This is a genomic window from Marinilabilia sp. (assembly GCF_016278715.1).
GTDB lineage: Bacteria > Bacteroidota > Bacteroidia > Bacteroidales > Marinilabiliaceae > Marinilabilia.
Window position 1 is genome coordinate 15838 of sequence record NZ_JADQBH010000229.1, and the last position, 18958, is coordinate 34795.

Sequence of the window (18958 nt, forward strand, 5' to 3'; positions counted from 1 at the left end):
AGTTTTTCAATTAGTTATCAATCCTTCATAAATTCCTCAGCAGCTCTGGGGGTAAGCATCTCCCAAAGGGAGGCTACTGTCCAGCCTGGAGCAAAAATATCGTTATAAAAGCCTTTTCCATTGCGTCCGTAATCCCAATTGGTATGCTGAACCACCTCAGGATAATAACCCGTTTTGGCAATTCCACACATATGCCCGGGATAGGGCAGCAGCTGCAACATGGAGGTATTTATCACATCTGCAAACGCCTTAAACCTGGGTTCTGAAGTTTCCTCTGCCAGAAAGTTGAGAACATCGGCAAATTCGAAAATGAAAACATCAATATGATTATTTTCAACGGAAACATTTCCCCAGCCTCTCGACAACAGTCCAAGATCGCCCAGCATCTGTCCTTGAGCAAAAGGCACATCCCACAAATAATACCATGACAATGCAAAATAAGAGGACTTTTTAGCCAGTTCAACGTAATGATCATATTGCTTACTTTCCGAAGCCAGAGCAAGATAATACATGGCAGTTGATGCATACAATGAAGCTTCTTTATCTTCGCAATTGGCATCCAGTGTTGAAGAGAAGTAATCGGACTTGGAGATCAATTCTTTTTCAAGATAATCACCAGACTTCCTTGCACTTTCCAAATAAGCTTTTTCCAAAAAGAAGTTGGATGCCATGACCAGGGGAACCGTTGCTGACGGGGTGCTGCCACCGGTTTCATCAACTATTTCAAAATCGTCTTTAAATTTCCGGGGAAAGCTGCCATCGGAATTTTGAAGCTTCAGGAAATTATCCAACACCTGCTTAATTCGGTTCTCCCACTCTGAATGTGAACGTCCTTTCTTTCTTTCATAATCCAAATATTTCAGTATTGCATATACCCCTTCAGATTGCCGGCGGATGCTAAGCACATCAGGCTCCTCATCAGTATGGTAATTAATGGATTCTCTGAAGAAACCGGAACCGGTAAAACCTCTTTCCAGATAACTGTCCAGAATATTTTGAGAGATCTTCTCCAGTTTCGGTTTTTTTGTTTCGAGGGCATATTCATAGGCAAAAAAAGCATTTAAAAGCACTCTCCCGATAAATCCAACTTCTGCCCCTCCCATATCCTCGCAATCATCTGTTCTTAAATGGATCCCCGAAAAATAATCCAGGTCTTCGGTTGCCACATAGCTTTCTACAAAGAAGTTGGACAACACTTCCTTTACTCTTTCTACAGAATAATCAAGTTCCACCTTTTGTGGCTGAAAATGATCATAGGTATCAGTCCAGACCTGTGACACAAAATCTGCAAAATTATCAGCAGTTCCATTTCGCACCACCCAGCTAAATTTCCTGGATTCTCCTTTCTCCAACTTACTAAAAGCAGTAACCGGCGGAGCCAAAGTCAATTTTCGAATATATGTTTTGGGCGCCTCCCTATAAGGAAAACCGAAAGAAAGTCTGGTCTGTCCATCCACATTCTCAAATCCGGTAAAGCCAAGGTCAGATTCCCCGGAAAGAATAACTTCCCCTTCCTGTAGGGCTGTATAAGCTGATTTCTTAATCTTATCATTTCTTAAAACCGTATAAAACCGACCGGTAGTTTCATCAAATGCTCCGGTAAGTGGTGCGCTCAGACGATCTTCCCGAACCAGCCAGCTATCACTGGTATGAAATGATGGGGCTTCTTCAGGTGAACGCAAATTATGCCGATACCAAAACCCCGGCATCAGAAATTTACAATTTTCATGAAATACATTACCGGCAGGAATGCTTTGTTTGAAATTAAAAAAAATATCTTCTTTGGCGGTTAGTTCCACCTCATAGACATACAGCTCACCGGATTTTTTAATATTTCCCTGAATAACTACAGGAATCGCCGTATCGGATATCAGGTTGAAATTATCGCCGTCATTAATACTGTTAAATTCTAAAGGATATATTTTTGCAGGATTTCCGGGCGTTTTCAGCATTATCTCGCCTTCGGTCATCTCTGTCTGTGCATTCATTTCGCCTCCTAAAAACAAAGCGACCAACAACCCAAGCACAGTTCCTATACCAGGTTTTCTATTTCTCATATTTGTCATCTTTCTGTTTTAATTTTCTTTTTCTTCCAAATCGTGTGGTTTCTATTATGAAAAGCGCACACGACACCAGGTGTTAGAGGAATCCTCCTCTGCATTTACAATATTTTCAAATCCCTCTTTCCCTGTTTCATCCACATAAACCTTTTCTTTCGGAGACTCTGTTCCGATTCCCTCACAGATAAAGGGAAGAAAACAAATCCCAGAATAATATATAAAGCACTCCTTTTAAACATCTTAACTATTTTACGTCCAACACAGGAACCATATAATTCTCTTCAATTATCATAACATCAGGTGCATCTTCGACATTTTCGAATCCAACAGAACCGATGTACATACTTCGGGGGTGAATACCAGCAGTATCCTTGTGTGCATGAAATACGATTCTTAAATTCCCATTTTTGTCCTCAAACATAGCACTATGACCTACGCCAACCAGTTTTCCGGGCTTTTGAAATATTGGATTTCCATCATATTTTGTCCAGGGGCCCACAGGGGTCTCTGCTGTAGCGAAACCAACACCATAAAGCTGACTCTCATAGCTGTTGGCCGAATAAGTCAAATAATACAGTCCGTCGTGTTGTATTACGAATGCTCCCTCGTTTACCCGCGGCCAGACCTGCTCCCACTCCTGGGAAACATGAATGCATGGCCGCATAGTCTCAGGCTTGATCTGCAGAAGGTCTTCTGTCAGCTCAGCAACCCAAATATTTAATCCGTCATTAAACCGGTCAAAATAGAGCCATGGTTTACCGCTCTCATCAAAGAACAATGAATTATCGATGCACTTTTCATCGTAGATCATTGGTTCTTGTATCTCCTGGGTAAAAGGCCCCAGCGGATTGTCACTGGTTGCGACACAAATATGCTCATTGGCAGAGTAATACATAAAGAACTTGCCATTGACGTGATAAACCTCAGGGGCCCAAAACCATCGGTCACCCCAAACATCAGTTTTTCTAAGCGCCAACCCATCGGTCAGCTCTTCCGGGATACCCCAGTTCTTTAAATCAGTGGAAGTAAAAACAGCAATCCCGTTATCCGAAAAAGTTCCATAAGCATAATAGGTATCTTCATACAACATAATGAACGGATCCCCCAATGGTACTTTTACTGATTCTTCAACTTCATCCTCCTTATTATTGCTTGAATCCTGTTTACATCCGCTAAAAAAAGTCCAGGATGACAACATAATTAAGAACAGGATAATTCTGATAACCATTTCTCTCTGTTTTAATAATTTATGAATGTGGTTCACAATATCTGCAAACCACATTCATTCCTAAATAGTCTTTGCAAGAAAACGCCAACTACTGCCCCGAAGAAAAATCGGGGTAGACTGTTATTCTCGTTTTTGAAACAGTCATTTACCAAAAGTAAACTCTTTGGGTTCAAAAACTTCGAAAGCCTTGTATTTGACGCTTCCTTATCAAAAACTGAAAAATACTTAGTTTTCATGCAAGCACTTAAACAAGCTCTGTCATTTCAGGTGGCATTGAGCGAAGCTCTTAATAATTCGGATTTTGTTCAAGCTTTTCATTATTATTCACCTCGCTTGAAGGAATAGGCAAAGATCTATGTCGGCCGACTACGAAATTATTGAAATCAGGGTCCCTCTGTGAAAGTTCATTAACACCATCCTGATTATCCGTCAGGCCCCAACGCTTAATATCCGCCCACCGATGTCCTTCAAGACTCAACTCCAGTGACCGCTCCATCTGAAGTCTTTTCAAAAAGTCCTCTTTATTCTGGGTAGCTGCCAAATAGTTTACCTCCAGATTGGGCATATTGGCACGTGCCCGCACGCGGTTAACCAGTGCCACTGCATCTTCCAGGGTCCCCCCCGGAGTATTGGCAATACATTCAGCATACATCAACAGGACATCTGCATAACGGATCAGACGAACATTCACCGGGCTGTGATAATCGTCAAAATCGCGATAATAATCAGTCCCATATTTCCGAAAGAAAACGCGTCCCCGGTAGTTGTCCTGATTCCAGACATCCATTCCTCGCCCGTAAATTCTGTCGTTACCCGGAAAATCCGCTGCCATTTCTTCATAGAAGACAGTTTCCCTTAAACGAATATCGTAATCACCATTGAGATCCATCTCATTTTTGAATTCATCCACCAGCCATGGTCTGACCTCACCGTCAGTCCAGCCAATTCCAGGAGGGGCAAAGAACTGTCCCCTGTTTAATCCAAGGTTGGGATCGATGGCAAAATCATCGTCACCTGCCGGAGCTTTGTGAACATCTGAGTATTGAATTTCAAAAACCGATTCAATATTATTCTCATTAAAATGAGTGAAATTATCCTTATAGTTATCAACCAATCCATAATATTGAGCACCTTCACCATCCACAAGCCATTCCAGGTCCTGAAGAGCTTCCTCCCATTTGTGCTGTTGCATCCTGCATTTGGCCCTAAGTGCATAAGCTGCACCTCTGGTTGCCCGGCCAAGATTATTGTCATCCCACTGTTCTGGCAGCATTTCAATGGCATTTTGAAGGTCTTCTTCTGCCTGGGCCCAGACATCTGAAACAGGATGCCCTTCAGGAGTATCTCCCGGTTGCGAAGGCTCCAAAACAATGGACAAACTGTTGTTCTCGCTTCCCCATAAAATTGCCAGGTTATAGTAATAGAGGGCTCTCAGAAAATACGCCTGACCCAAAAGACGATCTTTTGTATCCTGATCCTCAAATTCTATATCGGGCACATGATGCAAAACCTGATTAGCTCTGAAAATAGCCTCATAACTATCACGGTAAGTCCATGCATTTCCTTCCCAAAAATTATAATTGTTATAAATGAAACGGGTCCAGTCAGCTAGCTCCACCCATGGACTGGAACTGAATCCTTCATCTGATGCAAGATCCAACCGAAACCAGATCCACCGGGAGTAAGTTCCCGGCTTATAGAACATATTATATATCGCATTAACACCACTTTCGGCGTCTGCTTCACTTTGCCAGAAAGAGCGCACTTCAATATTATTGGGATTGCTTACATCTACTGTATCTTCGCACGAAGAAAAAAGCAACCCAATAAAAAATATATATATCAATAACTTTTTCATGTCTTTTTATTTTACAAAATTCAAACTTGACAAGTCCCTGAATAATTTTTTATTCAATTCGCTATCGACTGTCTTTTACAATTATCATTGGTAATCAAACTACATTCCTGTTTAAAATGACAACTGAGCACCAATAGTAACGGATTTTGGATTAGGAAAAGCTCCATAATCATAGCCTCTTTCCCAGATGTTATCATTCCTGAACTCAGGATCCAGACCTGTATATTTTGTGAAAGTGATTAAGTTCTGGGCATTCACAAACAACCTCAATTCATCAATAGCATTGCCAAGTATATTTTCCGAAAAAGAATACCCCAAAGCCATCTGTTTAACCCTAAGATAGGAACCGTCCTCAATCCAACGTGACTGATTTCCTATGGCATTACGACCATCCTGGTAGATGGGGCGCGGATCACTTGCGTTGATGTTATCAGGAGCCCATGGATCATAATCTGCCCGGTAATTGGAATTATCATCGTACCTGTCCATTCCACTACGAGGACCATTGAATACATCATGTCCAAAAGCTCCTGCCATCTGCACCTGAAGATCAAGCCCTCTCCAGGCGACCATTGCATTTAACCCCAATTGAAGATCAGGCCATGGACTTCCAACATGTTGGCGATCGGAGTCATTAATCATTCCATCATTATTAAAGTCTTCAAACCGAATATCCCCGGGCTGAGCATTAGGCTGGATAAGATTTCCCTCATGAGTGTGAGCGAGAACTTCATCCATTGACCGAAATAATCCGTCCATTTTTATTAGATACCATTCGCCAATTGGTTGCCCTACATGAGACTGGGTATTCCACTGAGTGAAATATTCTCTTCCATACCCAAGTTCAAGGATTTCATTTTTAACTGAAGAAATATTAGCATTAACAGAATAATTCCAATCGCCTTTTACTTCCCTCCAGGTAGCTGAAAATTCAAACCCGGTATTTTGTAGTGTGGCCGCGTTTACATTGGGATTCCCTCCATTATTACCGGTGGACATCAAAATCTGCATTCCCGTCAGTACATCCCGTGTTTCAGACTTGTAATATTCGGCAGACAACTCCAAACGGTTGCTAAGAATCGTAGCATCGAAACCAACATTAAATTCATGCAGCTCTTCCCATTTAAGGTCTTCATTTACAAGTTTCACCTGGGTCTGACCATTCACAATATGTTGATTGGCTCCAAAAATTGCCTGAGGAAATGAATTAATGAATGCCACCCAGTCCCACGGGCCAATATTTGAACTTCCCAGCACACCATAGTTGGCGCGTATTTTCAAATCATCAATCCAGGACACCTCAAAAAAGTTCTCATTACTAATTCTCCAGGCACCGGCAATTGACGGGAAAATACCATCACGGTAGGAAGGGCCAAATTTTGAAGATGCATCCCGACGGATCGTTCCACTTAACAGGTAACGATTACCATAGGAATAATTAAAACGACCAAACAATGAGAACATACGTTCCAAATCCCTGTAACCTCCGGTTTTAGGATCCTTTTGGGCAGCATTTAACTGCTCAAAATATGAACCGTCACTCATGCGCAACAAATCATTCTTTGTTCCCCAGAGTTGTTCATAAGAAATATCCATAAAGCTGGACCCAATCACTGCACCAATTGAATGTTTTCCAAACTCATTATTATATTCCAGAGTATTATCATAAACCAGAGAAGTAAAGCTGGCCTTGTTTTTATTCAAAGAGGAAGGATCCCAAGGCTGATTAAAAGACCAGTTGCCCTCCTTTCTCAGATATTTGTGTTCATCAAAACTGGTTTCAAAACCAAAATTAAATTTATACTTCAAATTTTCGAAAAACTCCAGTTCCGTAAACGCATTACCACGCACCCTCACATTTTGGTTGGTGGTCTTTGTAAGATCTTCCTTGGCCACCGGGTTGGTTCCAAAAGTCACATCTCTGGAACCATCACCATATCCATATCCTCCAGGGTTGTCCTCATTATAAACAGGAATGGTAGGGAGCATTCTCCATACATCAATAATTGGGTTGGTATCCAGTTCATCGACCTGATAGTTACTGACAATTATATTTTCTCCAATCCTGAATTTCACATTCTCCCCAAAATTACGATGGGCAGAAGTGTTTGCGCGTAGAGTTATCCGTTCACTTTCTGTACCAATAGTAGTCCCGGAATTGGTTTGATAGTTGGAAGAGATAAAATAACTACTTGTTTCACTTCCTCCGGAAAACGAGACATTATAATCATCTACATGACCCGTTTTGAAAGCTACATCCTGCCAGTTTGTATTTGCATCAAAATGATTGGCCGGCTCATACCCTCCGTTCTCAAAAGCCATGTCATTCAATTCGATCCATTGTTCACGATTGGTTAAATCATAACGGGGAAGCCACTGAAAACTCTTTTTTGCCGAAGCTTCAATCCTCATCGGGCCTTTCTTTCCGCTTTTTGTCGTGATAATAATCACCCCGTTGGCTGCACGGGAGCCATAAATGGCTGCTGCTGAAGCATCTTTTAATACCTGAACCGATTCAATATCATTAAAGTTAAAGTCGCGGTTAGCACCGCCTTCTACAGCAATTCCATCAATAACATACAATGGCTTACTCGAACCAAACGACTTGGTTCCTCTAATCTCAATCCATCCTTCAGCTCCGGGCTTTCCTTCTGTCCGGCTGAAAACTCCCGGAACAGATCCTAAAGCATCTCCCACACCTCCTGTTACTACTGCATTTTTCATCTGTTCGGGTTTAAAAACAGAAACAGCTCCTGTGAGATCTGCCTTTTTCACCGTTTGGTAGCCGATTACAACCACCTCATCCAGCGATTTAAAACTTTCATCCATGGTGACCTCCAATGAGGGTTGACCATTATAAACAACTCTCTGTTGTTCCATCCCTATAAAAGAAAACAACAACGTTTGTCCTTCTTCAACCTCGACAGAAAAATTTCCATCTGTGCCGGTAATCGTTCCTTTTTGAGTCTCCTCTACAATAATATTAACTCCGGGCACAGGCAAACCTGATTCATCAAGTACTTTTCCAGATAGCATCCTCGTTTGGGCAGATAACCCCACGGGAATTAACAACAGCATAAAAAGCAAGATTTTTTTCATAGTAAAAATGATTTAATTTAAATTATGAGCTTAATTTTTCCTTTGACCTTAGCATGAAAAATTCATGAATTAATCAGATTGGAATCCCAATGTGAAACACCACAAACCAACAACATTTATTAACTTTTGAGTACAACTTTTTAATCAAAAGATGCTATTTGCTGACCAATTTCATTACATTTTTTGCGTAATCTGCCAACATGACTATTTTGTGGTATTTCCCGACCGGTTTCTTGTATTGCCTGTAAAAAGAAATTCATTTATTTAGCTTTATTTTACAACGAAACATGATATGACCAAATTTGCATCAATCATCAGCTCCTCAATAACAATGATTGTTGTATTCCTGATTTCCGCACAATCAGGTTTGTGCAACAATTTTAAGTTCATCAACTATCAGGTCAACAACGGGCTGTCTGAAAATACGGTTCAATGCATTATTCAGGATCAACAGGGTTTTCTGTGGTTTGGAACCAAGGACGGTTTAAACCGGTTTGACGGCAGTGAATTTATTATCTTCAAACACGAACCGGGAAATCCCACTTCCATAGGCAACAATTTTATACGAAGTCTTTTTCAGGATGAGGATGGGAAAATATGGGTAGGGACTGACCATCAGATTTATATTTTGAATCCGGCGGAGGAAACTTTCGAAAAGTTCAGCATGAAAACATCCGATGGCGAAATCATTAATTCGGCTGTAACCTCAATCGTGGCGGAGAACAAAAATAAAATATGGATAGGAACCATGACCCAGGGGACTTTTTGTTACGATAAATCATCGCTGGAATTAACACGGTTTTCCAGTGATGACAACGATGGGTCCATTGGTTCCAACCTTGTTTGGAAGATTTATCGCGACAATGCCGGCTCAATGTGGCTGGGCACACGATCCGGATTAAGCACTTACAATAAAGAAACTTCATCTTTCGTCACCTATGGCTCCAGAGAAAAAAAAATGCCTTTCGAAGATGCCGAGATTTTATCAATTTCAGAAGATTCGGATGGAGAGCTTTGGCTTGGGACATGGTCCGGCGGATTGGTTCGCTTTAACCGCACAACCAATGAATTCAGCACCTATTTTGGCAGTAACGCTTCCACCTACATTTCTCACATCCGTGCCATTTTTGAATATCAGAAAGATGAACTATTAATAGGCTCCGACGACGGTTTATATCTCTTCAATAAAAGAACATTGAAATTCAGCAGAATTGACGACCCTTCAGATCCATACAGTCTGGCGGATCAGAATGTCTATTCTATATATAAAGACCGGGAAGAAGGCATTTGGATTGGCACCTATTTTGGTGGCGTAGATTATATTTCAAACAACAGCAAAATTATAGAACACTATTATCCCAAACAAAATAAAAACTCTCTCTCGGGAAAAGCTGTCAGTCAATTTTGCGAGGACCCCAAAGGCAATCTGTGGATTGCAACCGAAGATGGCGGATTAAACTATTTCAATACCGCTTCTAAGAAGTTCACCTCTTTTCTTCCGGGTAAGAACGGGTCTGGAATTAGTTATCACAACATCCATGCATTGGTTCTGGACAAAAACAAGCTTTGGATAGGAACCTTTTCCAGAGGACTGGACGTAATGGATTTGCAGACAGGAAAATTTCAAAATTACCAATTCCATAAAGAGGACAGTAATTCGATAAATGACAATTGCATTTTCTCTCTTTACAAATCCAAAGAGGGGATTCTTTATGTGGGAACCCCTTTTGGATTAAATCGCTACAACGAAGCAAGTGATAACTTCACCAGAATACCGGAAATAAACGGATTTGTTTATGATATGACCGAAGACCATCAGGGTAACTTCTGGATTGCCTGCTATGGAGAAGGCGTTTTTAAAAGAAGCCCGGATTCAAAAAAATGGATTAATTACCTGCACGATATTAACGATTCAACTTCTCTCTGCTTCAACAAAATTTCTGATATCTACCAGGACGAGCAACATAGACTTTGGTTTTCCAGTGAAGGCGGAGGTATTTGTAAATATAATTATGATTCGGATAATTTTCGGACAATTGATGAAACAAAAGGCCTGCCTAACAACGTAGCTTATGGGGTGGTTGATGATAATCATGGGAATATATGGGTCAGTACCAACAAAGGAATATCCCGGATAAATCCTGAATCACTTGAAATTAAGAACTACACTCAGGAGGACGGATTACAAAGCAACCAATTCAACTATAAATCAACATTTAAAGCCAGTGATGGTAAGTTTTATTTTGGGGGTATAAACGGGTTCAATGCCTTTTACCCAAATCAACTTAAAGAAAACAAATATGTCCCGCCAATATGGATCACGAAGTTCGAACTGCTGGACACCAATCTTCCCTCACAAAAAAATGTTTCCGAAATTCCGGATATTCACGACGACAGCTTAACCCTCAGTCACAATCAGGCATCTTTCAGAATAAATTTTGTCAACCTCAGTTTTCAGGCCAGATCAAAAAACCTTAATTCTTATATTCTTGAAAATCTTAATCAGAAATGGATAACTACCAATAAACAAAATCAGGCAACCTACATAAATCTGCCTCCAGGAGAATACACATTCAGGGTAAAAGGTGCAAACAACGACGATGTATGGAATAATTTGGGTGATTCACTTCATATTGAAATTCTGCCACCTTTTTGGAAAACCAATTATGCCGTTACTTTTTATTTTCTTCTCTTTTTCATTATTCTCTTTTTCATGGGCAAATATTATCTTAAGATATCCCATGCAAGACAGGAAAAAAAGCTAGAAGAATTCAGGGTTCTTAAAGAAAAGGAAACCTATCTCTCAAAAATCAATTTCTTCACCAATATTGCTCATGAGATCAGAACACCGATCAGTCTCATCAAGGCCCCCCTGGAGTGCATCAAAGCCCCCGGAGCCTCCAACGAGGAAATCAATGAAAACATCAGGGTCATTGACAAAAATGCTGACAGACTTCTCAATCTTATCAACCAACTATTGGACTTCCGTAAAATTGAGGAAAACAGTTATTTTCCAACCTTCGAACCGGTTAGTTTTAATACCCTTATTTCAGATATCTGTTACAGATTTAAGCCTGCAGCCAATAAGCGAAAGATTACTATTTCTCCGGATATCCCTGAATCAACGGTGATTTCCAACGCCGACAGGGAAGCTTTAATTAAAATTATCAGCAACCTGATGACCAATGCCCTGAAATTTGCAAATCATAAAATTGAAATCGCCCTGAGAGAAACTGGGGATTTTATTGAAATTTCTGTTTCTGATGACGGCCCCGGAATTGATGAAAAGTATAAAGAACGTATCTTTGATCCTTTCTTCCAGATTAATGAAACCAACAAAGATGACAGAAAAAATGGAACCGGCATAGGGCTTGCCTTCTCCCGACAGCTGGCAGAAAAACACAACGGGACCATTTCCCTGAATGATGCAGGAAAAAAGGGAGCTACCCTGATGGTTCGTATCAGCTCGCACCTTCCGGAAACTATAATCGATAAGGCTGAAAAGCAGATTGAGAAAAGTGCAGTAAATTCAGAAACAGAGGAAATATCTTTCCCAAAGGGGAAAGAGAACAAGCCAAACCTGCTGATTGTAGAAGACAATGAAGATTTGTGCAATTTTCTGGAGCGCAATCTAAAAGTAGAATACAACCTCCAGGTGGCATCCAATGGAAGGGAAGCCATAAAATTACTGGAAAACTCTAATGTGGATATTATTGTCAGCGACATTGTGATGCCCGAAGTTGATGGAATGGAACTCGTTCGAAAAACAAAAGAAGATGAACAATTCAGCCACATTCCCATTGTATTGCTTTCGGCACGAACCAATGTGGAATCCAAAATTGAAGGGCTGGATGTTGGCGCCGACAGCTACATAGAAAAACCATTCTCTTTCGACTACCTGAAAGCACAAATTAACAGCCTCATACGCAACAGGGAGCGACTATTGAAGAAATTTGCAAACTCCCCGTTTGTCCCTTACGGTAGTATCGCCAACAATAAGAAAGATGAAGAATTCCTTAACAAACTAAATAAAGAAATTGAAGCCAGCCTTACGGATCAAGAATACTCCATTGAACAACTGACCAAGGCATTGTCTGTAAGTCGCTCAAACCTGCAACGCAAAATAAAAGGAATTTCCGGGATGACCCCTAATGATTACATAAGAGTATTTAAACTTAAAAAAGCCGCACGCCTTATTATCGAAGACAAATATCGCATCAATGAAATTTGTTATCTGGTTGGCTTCAACAACCCATCGTATTTTTCAAAATGCTTTCATAAACAATTTGGAAAACTTCCAAGTGAGTTTCTTAAGGAGAATATTGCTGAATAAAAAAACAAAATCACTTGTAATAGCTGTTGTGGTTATATTTGAGTTTAATTTTATCCTCATTGTGACAACCCCGGCAATTCAAGATGAATGAGAACAGAATGGTGAACAACTAAAAAACCAACAATCCGGATTTTAGTAAGTACAAAAGGAATATATAAATCCTCCCGAACCACATTATACCAATCATCAAAATCGAATATTCTCCGACATTTCATCCGAAAGAACGAACTGTTTCGAATAAAAAGTGGTACCATACCCCACCTTCGTTTTGAAGTAGCATTCCGAAATAGTAAGATAACCCGTTTCTAAAAACACTATTCAATCAGGTCAATCCTCACGTCAACCGCATCAGAAACTTTTAAAGTCTCAAGAAAAGCTTCAAGATTATCCTCTATATGTCCAAGAATCACAAGTCCCTTTCTGTATTCAACCTCTTCTATAAAGAAAGCCAGATATCCCCATGGAGCATAATATGCAATATCACCGACTGATGCTTCACTCCCTGCCGGGGTGTCTCCGGTACTCAATCGTTCAGGTAAACCACTTACTTTCTCAGTGCCCGAGTAATCTTTTAAAGTAATATAGAGTGGAAGGGTTTTAATAAAATCCTTGGTAGCATCACTATCTTTCAGGGTGGCACTCCATTCTTCTCCGTCAATTAAGATTCTTATTGTATGATCGTGTCGGCTGTCTACAGCAGTTTGCGCGGTCGAAGGGAAGGCACAGAATCCTGAAAGCATAATAAGGATGGCGACTTTGATGTTGAAATAGTTATGCATTCTTTTCAATTGTATTGCTTTTTTCTTTTAGTAACAAAACTGTAAAACAAATAGTTTTGCCTTTCAAACAAAAACCGCAAAGGTTAAAGCCATTAGTAGTATTGTGCCCAAAATATTAAGGGGAATGATTTGGGGACTAGCCTGGATGATCCTTTTTGTACCGGTATTGGCCATACTAAAAATCCTTTCCTGCAACAGCCCGGTCCTTGAGCCAATTAGATTTCTACTGGAAAACGACAAGAAATCATAGAATCGGCCTGTTGTTATGTTTTGCTGATTGTCATATAATCATTCTCTCTCCCCGGCCTGAATTGATCAATCCCATTAAAAACACCCAGCGGAAAAATAGCGCTATGAAGAAACAAAGAGGTTCAGTATCGGAATCAAGCCTCAGGTTCAAGTGCCCTGGCATGACTCCTGGGTGCCATACTGTGTCCGTAATGCCTGGCATAAATCCAGGTAAACTCTGCCCCGAAGAAAAGGATAAGACAGGAATAGGATACCCACAGAAGAATGATAATAATTGAGCCTGCAGCACCATAGACACTACCCGGACTGGCCTCCCCAAAATAGAAACTCAGGACCTCTTTACCTATTGAGAAAAGGGAAGAAGTGATAAAAGACCCTACCCAAACGCTTCGCCAGGCAATACGCACATCAGGAAGATATTTAAAAATTAATGCAAATAAAACCGTTATTACTCCAAAAGAAATTACCACATCAGATATCTTCAGGAGGAAAAAAGCAACATCCGGTATCCATCGCGATATATAGCCCTGAAAAGCATTCAGCATAGCAGTCAGGATGAAACTAATGAGCAGGAGAAAACCGATGACCAGAACAAATCCAAAGCTTTTGGTTCGGTCAATCAAATACTGCAAGATACTGTTTTTGGGTTCAGATTTTACCTGCCACACCCGGTTAAGCGAAATCTGAAGATGATAAAAGACTCCTGTAGCGCCAAAAACAAGCGCACCAATACCAATTACCGTCGACACCCAGGAGGATTCTCCATTTCTGGTATTCCGGAAGATGGATTCAACAGATTTGGCAGTCGAAGCACCCATAATGTTTTTAATCTCTTCATAAACTCTTCCTTCCACTATTTCCGTCCCATACAATGAACTAAGCATGCCAATTATAATGACAAGCAAACCGGGAAGAGCCAGAATGGCATAATATGCGACAATAGCACTCTGGCGCCAGGGATCATCATCATTCCAGGCAATGGCTGTCCTTTTTAGCAGTCCGGGCAAATCCTTAAATCTGAAACGCCGGGACTTTACCTCTCCGTTCTCACTCATGATCTTAACGTTTTGCTTTAAATTACTCAATAGTTCGTTAGGTTTTTAGAGATTAGAGAAAATGAGGGCACATCAGAAAACCTCTTAGCAAAAATGGAATATTAAATGCCAATTACAAAAAAAGACCCCTTAACATTCCCGGGAACCAGAAACACTCAGGGATCAACACTAAAAATATATGGTGCTAACTCTCTTGGCGGTCTCTTAATTTTGCTGCCTTCAATTACCTTCTTCGACGAAAACCACCAAAAATAAGCGACAAAACAAATAACACAACAAAAATATAGAAGAGGACTTTAGCAATATCTACTGCACCCTCCGCAATTCCTCCAAAACCAAAAAGAGCTGCCACCAGGGCAATAACAAGAAAAGCTATCGTTAATCTTAGCATAACTGTAATTTTTGAGTTAAAACTTAATACCTGCAGACACTCAAACTCATGAATCTTGCGCATCAAATGGCATTATTTCAGTAAAATCATCCTTACATGCAAACTGAATTAATCCAATAATCGACGGATCAAAATCGAATTCAAGTCCACCAGAAAAGTCAAACTCCCAACCTGAATGAATTTTAGATGGAAAGTTCAGCCCTGAATGAAAGTCACATTTGAAATAAAAATACGCCAAAAAAGTTGACGTATTAAAACAGAGGACAGCAATACAAGCCTGATAAACTACAGTTTGTTCAGTTCATTAACCAACTCTTCTCTGGTCTTTCCGGTTTTCTGTTGAAGTTTACCTAACATTTCGTCCTCTTTTCCTTCCACATAAATGAGGTCATCGTCGGTAAGTTCACCATACTTTTGTTTAAGTTTACCTTTAACTGAATTCCATTTCCCTTTAATTTCAAGCTTATCCATAACACAACAGTTTTAAATTAAACATTAAAATATTTCCCAATAAACGGGCAAAACCTATGACCATCAATTGTAAGAAACAAACAGCCTGATAGTGACCTTAACATGAACAAAAAATAATAACCTTATTTTTGTTTACGGGAGACAGTTAGCACAATTCCTATAACTGTTACAATTGCACTCACAATCAAAGGTGTCCAATTGGCTTTGCTAACAGCAACTTCGGCACCTAGCACTGAAAAGCTCTCTGAGTCATTAATGGCCTGAATTCCAAATACAACCAACCCGACAACTCCAATAATAAGAAGAATAATTCCAACAATTTTCATATAATTATACGTTTGTAATAGTCCGTTAAACTTTTGCAAAAACCTCTGAATCAGCTGTTTATTCTTAAAAGTTGTTTTATGCTAAAGCGCATATTTTCAACATCATACGAATTAACTTAATTCTTATATCTAAAAATCTAGCGGTCTATTGTGTTAGTGAAAATAAAACTCAATTTAAGAAGATGCTTTAGGATTGTCCAGTAAAATCATCATCTAATATGGAAAATTATAGTTTCTGAAGTAATGGTATCGTTAAATAAAAAAAATACCCCTCAAACATCATGAATATTTCTCCTGAAAGACCTAAAAAAAGAACTGTTTGCTAAAAAGTTCAAACATTTTATTATTTTTAATATCAGATACCTATAGATGAGAATCCTGGCAACATGTGCAGGCTCCTAAAATTAATTAAAAACAGCAACCTTTTAACAATAACATTCATGATGTCCAGACTCATTTTTATTATTCTCACTTTACTTTGCACTGTTTCTTCTATTTCTGCAAATGACGAATTCTATATTAATCCCGAACCGGCATGGGTTCAATCGATTCAATTTGAGCTGGATGCCCACCTAATCAGTAAGAATAAGTCCAACGGGGTAAGTTATTTATTGCTCGACATCCAGGAAAATGTTGAAAAAAAGAAGCTTTTTCAGCACCACTCTATAAAAATAAATAATGAAACAGGCATCCAGAATTACTCCGACCTTTGGATAAACTACGATCCCTCCTATCAACAAATTCATTTTCATAAGTTGGTTGTTCACCGAAATAACCGCCAAATAGATCGCTTAAAAAGAGAAGATTTCAAAATCACACGCAACGAAACGGACCTGAGTCGGAATATTTACAATGGTAATTATACCGCAGGCATCTATTTGGAGGATATTCAGGTGGGTGATGTTATTGAATATGCATACACTTTAAAAGGGAGCAACCCTGTATTTGAAGGAAACTATATTAATGAATTCTATCTGGAGTATGGGGTTCCAATGAATAAGATATTTCTGCAAATTACGTATCCCCGGGAAAGAAACATCCAATATAAGCTATTCAAGAGCAAAGAAAAACCGGAAAAAACTACTGAGAATGGTCAGATAACTTTAACCTGGAATTTTTCTGATGTATCAGAAGTGGTTACCAATTCCGAATTACCCGGCTGGTACTCCCCTTATGCAAAAGTTCAACTTAGTGAGTTCACCCATTGGAAGGAAGTTATTGAATGGGGTGAAAGCCTTTTCCCTCAGGTGGATATTAAAGGTACGCCCCTGGGTAAAAAATTCCGTGAAATTACCAAAGGATTAAATAACCAGCATGAAAAAATAAACGCGCTAATCAGGTTTGTTCAGGATGAGGTCAGGTATGTGGGAATTGAAGCCAGTGTTAATTCTCATAAGCCACATCATCCACAGGAAGTTTTTGCAAAACGTTTTGGAGACTGCAAAGATAAATCATATCTGTTGGTTGTCTTGCTCAGACATCTGGGCGAAAAAGCCTGGCCTGCTTATGTAAATACTATTGTGAAGCACAAAGTGAAGGAGCATCTGCCATCGCCTATTGTTTTCAATCACGCCATCGTGGCCATTCAAAATAAGAATGAACTGTACTTTGTAGATCCAACCTTCTCGAATCAGGAAGGAGATTTCAGACAAGCTTACAACGGAAACTATCAAACCGCTTTGGTTGTCGATAAAGCGAAAAGTGGACCGGTGGATATACCAGTTGCGTCCAAAGAGAAGATTATTATTCACGAAAAAATTGAAACCACCGACACCATTCAACCGGCCAAATACATAGTTGAAAGCACCTACATGGGAAGCGAAGCCGATCAAATAAGGACATCCTTCCGGTCACGTACGCGCAAAGAGATGGAATCTTCTTATCTCGACTTTTACGACTATGTCTATCCAAGTATGCGAATGGTTGATGAAGTGGAAATACTTGACAATAAAGAAGACAACATTGTAAAAACAAAGGAGCATTTTGAAATTGATGATTTCTGGACTTACGATAACTCCTCCACTGTAAATGATTATATTTCAATAATTACCCCGACCAACCTTCGGTACTATATCTCCGAACCGAAGCAGAAAAACAGGGATATGCCCTACTCTATCTATCATCCCATCGAAATAGAAAACAAGATAGAATTCATTAATACAAAAGAGTTTTCCGTGGAAGAAACCCAGGGAGAGATAAGCAACCCCTCTTTCCATTTCTCATATAATGTCTCCCATTCAGGAAAGAAAGTGACTTTTGACTATCGGTATAAGTCATTGAAAGACCACGTAACAGTCGCTGATTTTGACGACTACTACAAGGATGTGGAGGAAATTATTAATTCCACATGGTACCGGTTTACCTACGGAAAAAATGGCGAGTTACCCACAGGTTCTTCAACCAACTGGTTGATGGTCATTATTTCTATCTTTTCTGTTATCATCCTGGTTTACATCGCTGAAAAACTATACCGCAAGGACGTTCAAACAATCGCCCCCCCGGAAAAACCACTGAAAATTGGAGGCTGGCTTCTACTCCCGACCATAGGTCTCTTAATCTCACCCTTTGTCTCCCTTTATACTCTTTTTAGCGCAGACTATTTCAATCAGGAATCCTGGGAGTTTATTAGCTCAGCTTCCAGCGCAGGCTACAACAAAATATGGTCCGCGACCTTTGTAATGGAGTTATTGGTTAATATATTGCTGGTTGTTTATACCTTGTTCCTTATATTAATCCTGTTCAAAAGAAGGACTATTTTCCCCATTCATTATGTTGTTTTCAGAATCTTGTTTTTACTGTTTATTGTAACAGACATTATTCTCGTTGGAATGATAGATTCTGAATACTTTGCACACCAGGGTCCTGATATTAAGAAGTTGGTTCAGGCTACTGCAGCAGCTGCTATATGGGTACCCTATATGTTTATTTCCCAGCGGGTAAAAAATACATTTTTTGTCAGATTTAACTCTTCTAAGAAGTTGAAGAATTAACCCCGTCCATCCTTCTTTCTCGGGAATACAAAAATGAATTCCCCGGAAGCAACAGCACTTGCCGCCGGGGAATTACTGAGAAAAACTGAATGTTCAGGCCTGATTAAACCTGAACAGAT

General features: G+C 39.8%; 13 protein-coding genes. 3 read left to right on the forward strand and 10 right to left on the reverse strand.

What is annotated here, in order from left to right:
* Window positions 1-17 precede the first annotated feature (17 nt).
* From QZZ43_RS14050 to QZZ43_RS14065, 4 genes are all read right to left on the reverse strand, one after another.
* Window positions 18-2057 (reverse strand): hypothetical protein, encoded by a 2040-nt coding sequence (locus tag QZZ43_RS14050; protein WP_291860634.1) that lies wholly within the window; start codon window positions 2055-2057, stop codon window positions 18-20.
* Between the two features lie 247 nt (window positions 2058-2304).
* Window positions 2305-3288 carry a glycoside hydrolase family 43 protein gene (locus QZZ43_RS14055; RefSeq protein WP_291860637.1) on the reverse strand — a complete coding sequence of 328 codons (984 nt, stop codon included), beginning with the start codon at window positions 3286-3288 and terminating at the stop codon, window positions 2305-2307.
* Between the two features lie 286 nt (window positions 3289-3574).
* Complete coding sequence (locus tag QZZ43_RS14060; RefSeq protein ID WP_291860640.1) at window positions 3575-5146, reverse strand: RagB/SusD family nutrient uptake outer membrane protein; 1572 nt, start codon at window positions 5144-5146, stop codon at window positions 3575-3577.
* A 111-nt stretch (window positions 5147-5257) separates the two neighbouring features.
* Window positions 5258-8245: a TonB-dependent receptor gene (locus QZZ43_RS14065; RefSeq protein WP_291860643.1), complete on the reverse strand. Its 2988-nt coding sequence runs from the start codon at window positions 8243-8245 to the stop codon at window positions 5258-5260.
* Window positions 8246-8537: 292 nt separating this feature from the next.
* Between QZZ43_RS14065 and QZZ43_RS14070 the strand changes: the two genes are divergently transcribed.
* Entirely contained in the window at window positions 8538-12578 is a 4041-nt protein-coding gene (locus QZZ43_RS14070) for a two-component regulator propeller domain-containing protein (RefSeq protein WP_291860646.1), read from the forward strand.
* A 56-nt stretch (window positions 12579-12634) separates the two neighbouring features.
* Here QZZ43_RS14070 and QZZ43_RS14075 read toward each other — a convergent pair whose 3' ends face one another.
* Together QZZ43_RS14075 and QZZ43_RS14080 are read right to left on the reverse strand one after the other, a co-directional pair.
* Complete coding sequence (locus QZZ43_RS14075) at window positions 12635-12832, reverse strand: hypothetical protein (RefSeq protein ID WP_291860649.1); 198 nt, start codon at window positions 12830-12832, stop codon at window positions 12635-12637.
* A gap of 60 nt (window positions 12833-12892) precedes the next feature.
* Window positions 12893-13357: a cyclophilin-like fold protein gene (locus QZZ43_RS14080; protein WP_291860668.1), complete on the reverse strand. Its 465-nt coding sequence runs from the start codon at window positions 13355-13357 to the stop codon at window positions 12893-12895.
* 124 nt (window positions 13358-13481) lie between these two features.
* Here QZZ43_RS14080 and QZZ43_RS14085 point away from each other — a divergent pair, with 124 nt between their 5' ends.
* A complete protein-coding gene (locus QZZ43_RS14085; RefSeq protein WP_291860652.1) occupies window positions 13482-13607 on the forward strand; it encodes a hypothetical protein in 126 nt (41 codons plus the stop codon).
* A 133-nt stretch (window positions 13608-13740) separates the two neighbouring features.
* On the opposite strand, the gene QZZ43_RS14090 is transcribed toward QZZ43_RS14085, so the two are convergent.
* The 4 genes from QZZ43_RS14090 to QZZ43_RS14105 form a co-directional block, all read right to left on the reverse strand.
* A complete protein-coding gene (locus QZZ43_RS14090; RefSeq protein WP_291860654.1) occupies window positions 13741-14661 on the reverse strand; it encodes a YihY/virulence factor BrkB family protein in 921 nt (306 codons plus the stop codon).
* A gap of 223 nt (window positions 14662-14884) precedes the next feature.
* Window positions 14885-15052, reverse strand: coding sequence for a DUF1328 domain-containing protein (locus QZZ43_RS14095; protein ID WP_291860657.1), 168 nt, complete (start codon window positions 15050-15052; stop codon window positions 14885-14887).
* A 285-nt stretch (window positions 15053-15337) separates the two neighbouring features.
* Window positions 15338-15523, reverse strand: coding sequence for a CsbD family protein (locus tag QZZ43_RS14100; protein WP_291860660.1), 186 nt, complete (start codon window positions 15521-15523; stop codon window positions 15338-15340).
* 122 nt (window positions 15524-15645) lie between these two features.
* Complete coding sequence (locus tag QZZ43_RS14105) at window positions 15646-15849, reverse strand: transglycosylase (protein ID WP_291860663.1); 204 nt, start codon at window positions 15847-15849, stop codon at window positions 15646-15648.
* A 440-nt stretch (window positions 15850-16289) separates the two neighbouring features.
* On the opposite strand from QZZ43_RS14105, the gene QZZ43_RS14110 reads away from it, so the two are divergent.
* The gene (locus QZZ43_RS14110) at window positions 16290-18839 is read left to right on the forward strand and encodes a DUF3857 domain-containing protein (RefSeq protein ID WP_291860666.1); all 2550 of its coding nucleotides are present in this window, start codon (window positions 16290-16292) and stop codon (window positions 18837-18839) included.
* Window positions 18840-18958: the final 119 nt, after the last annotated feature.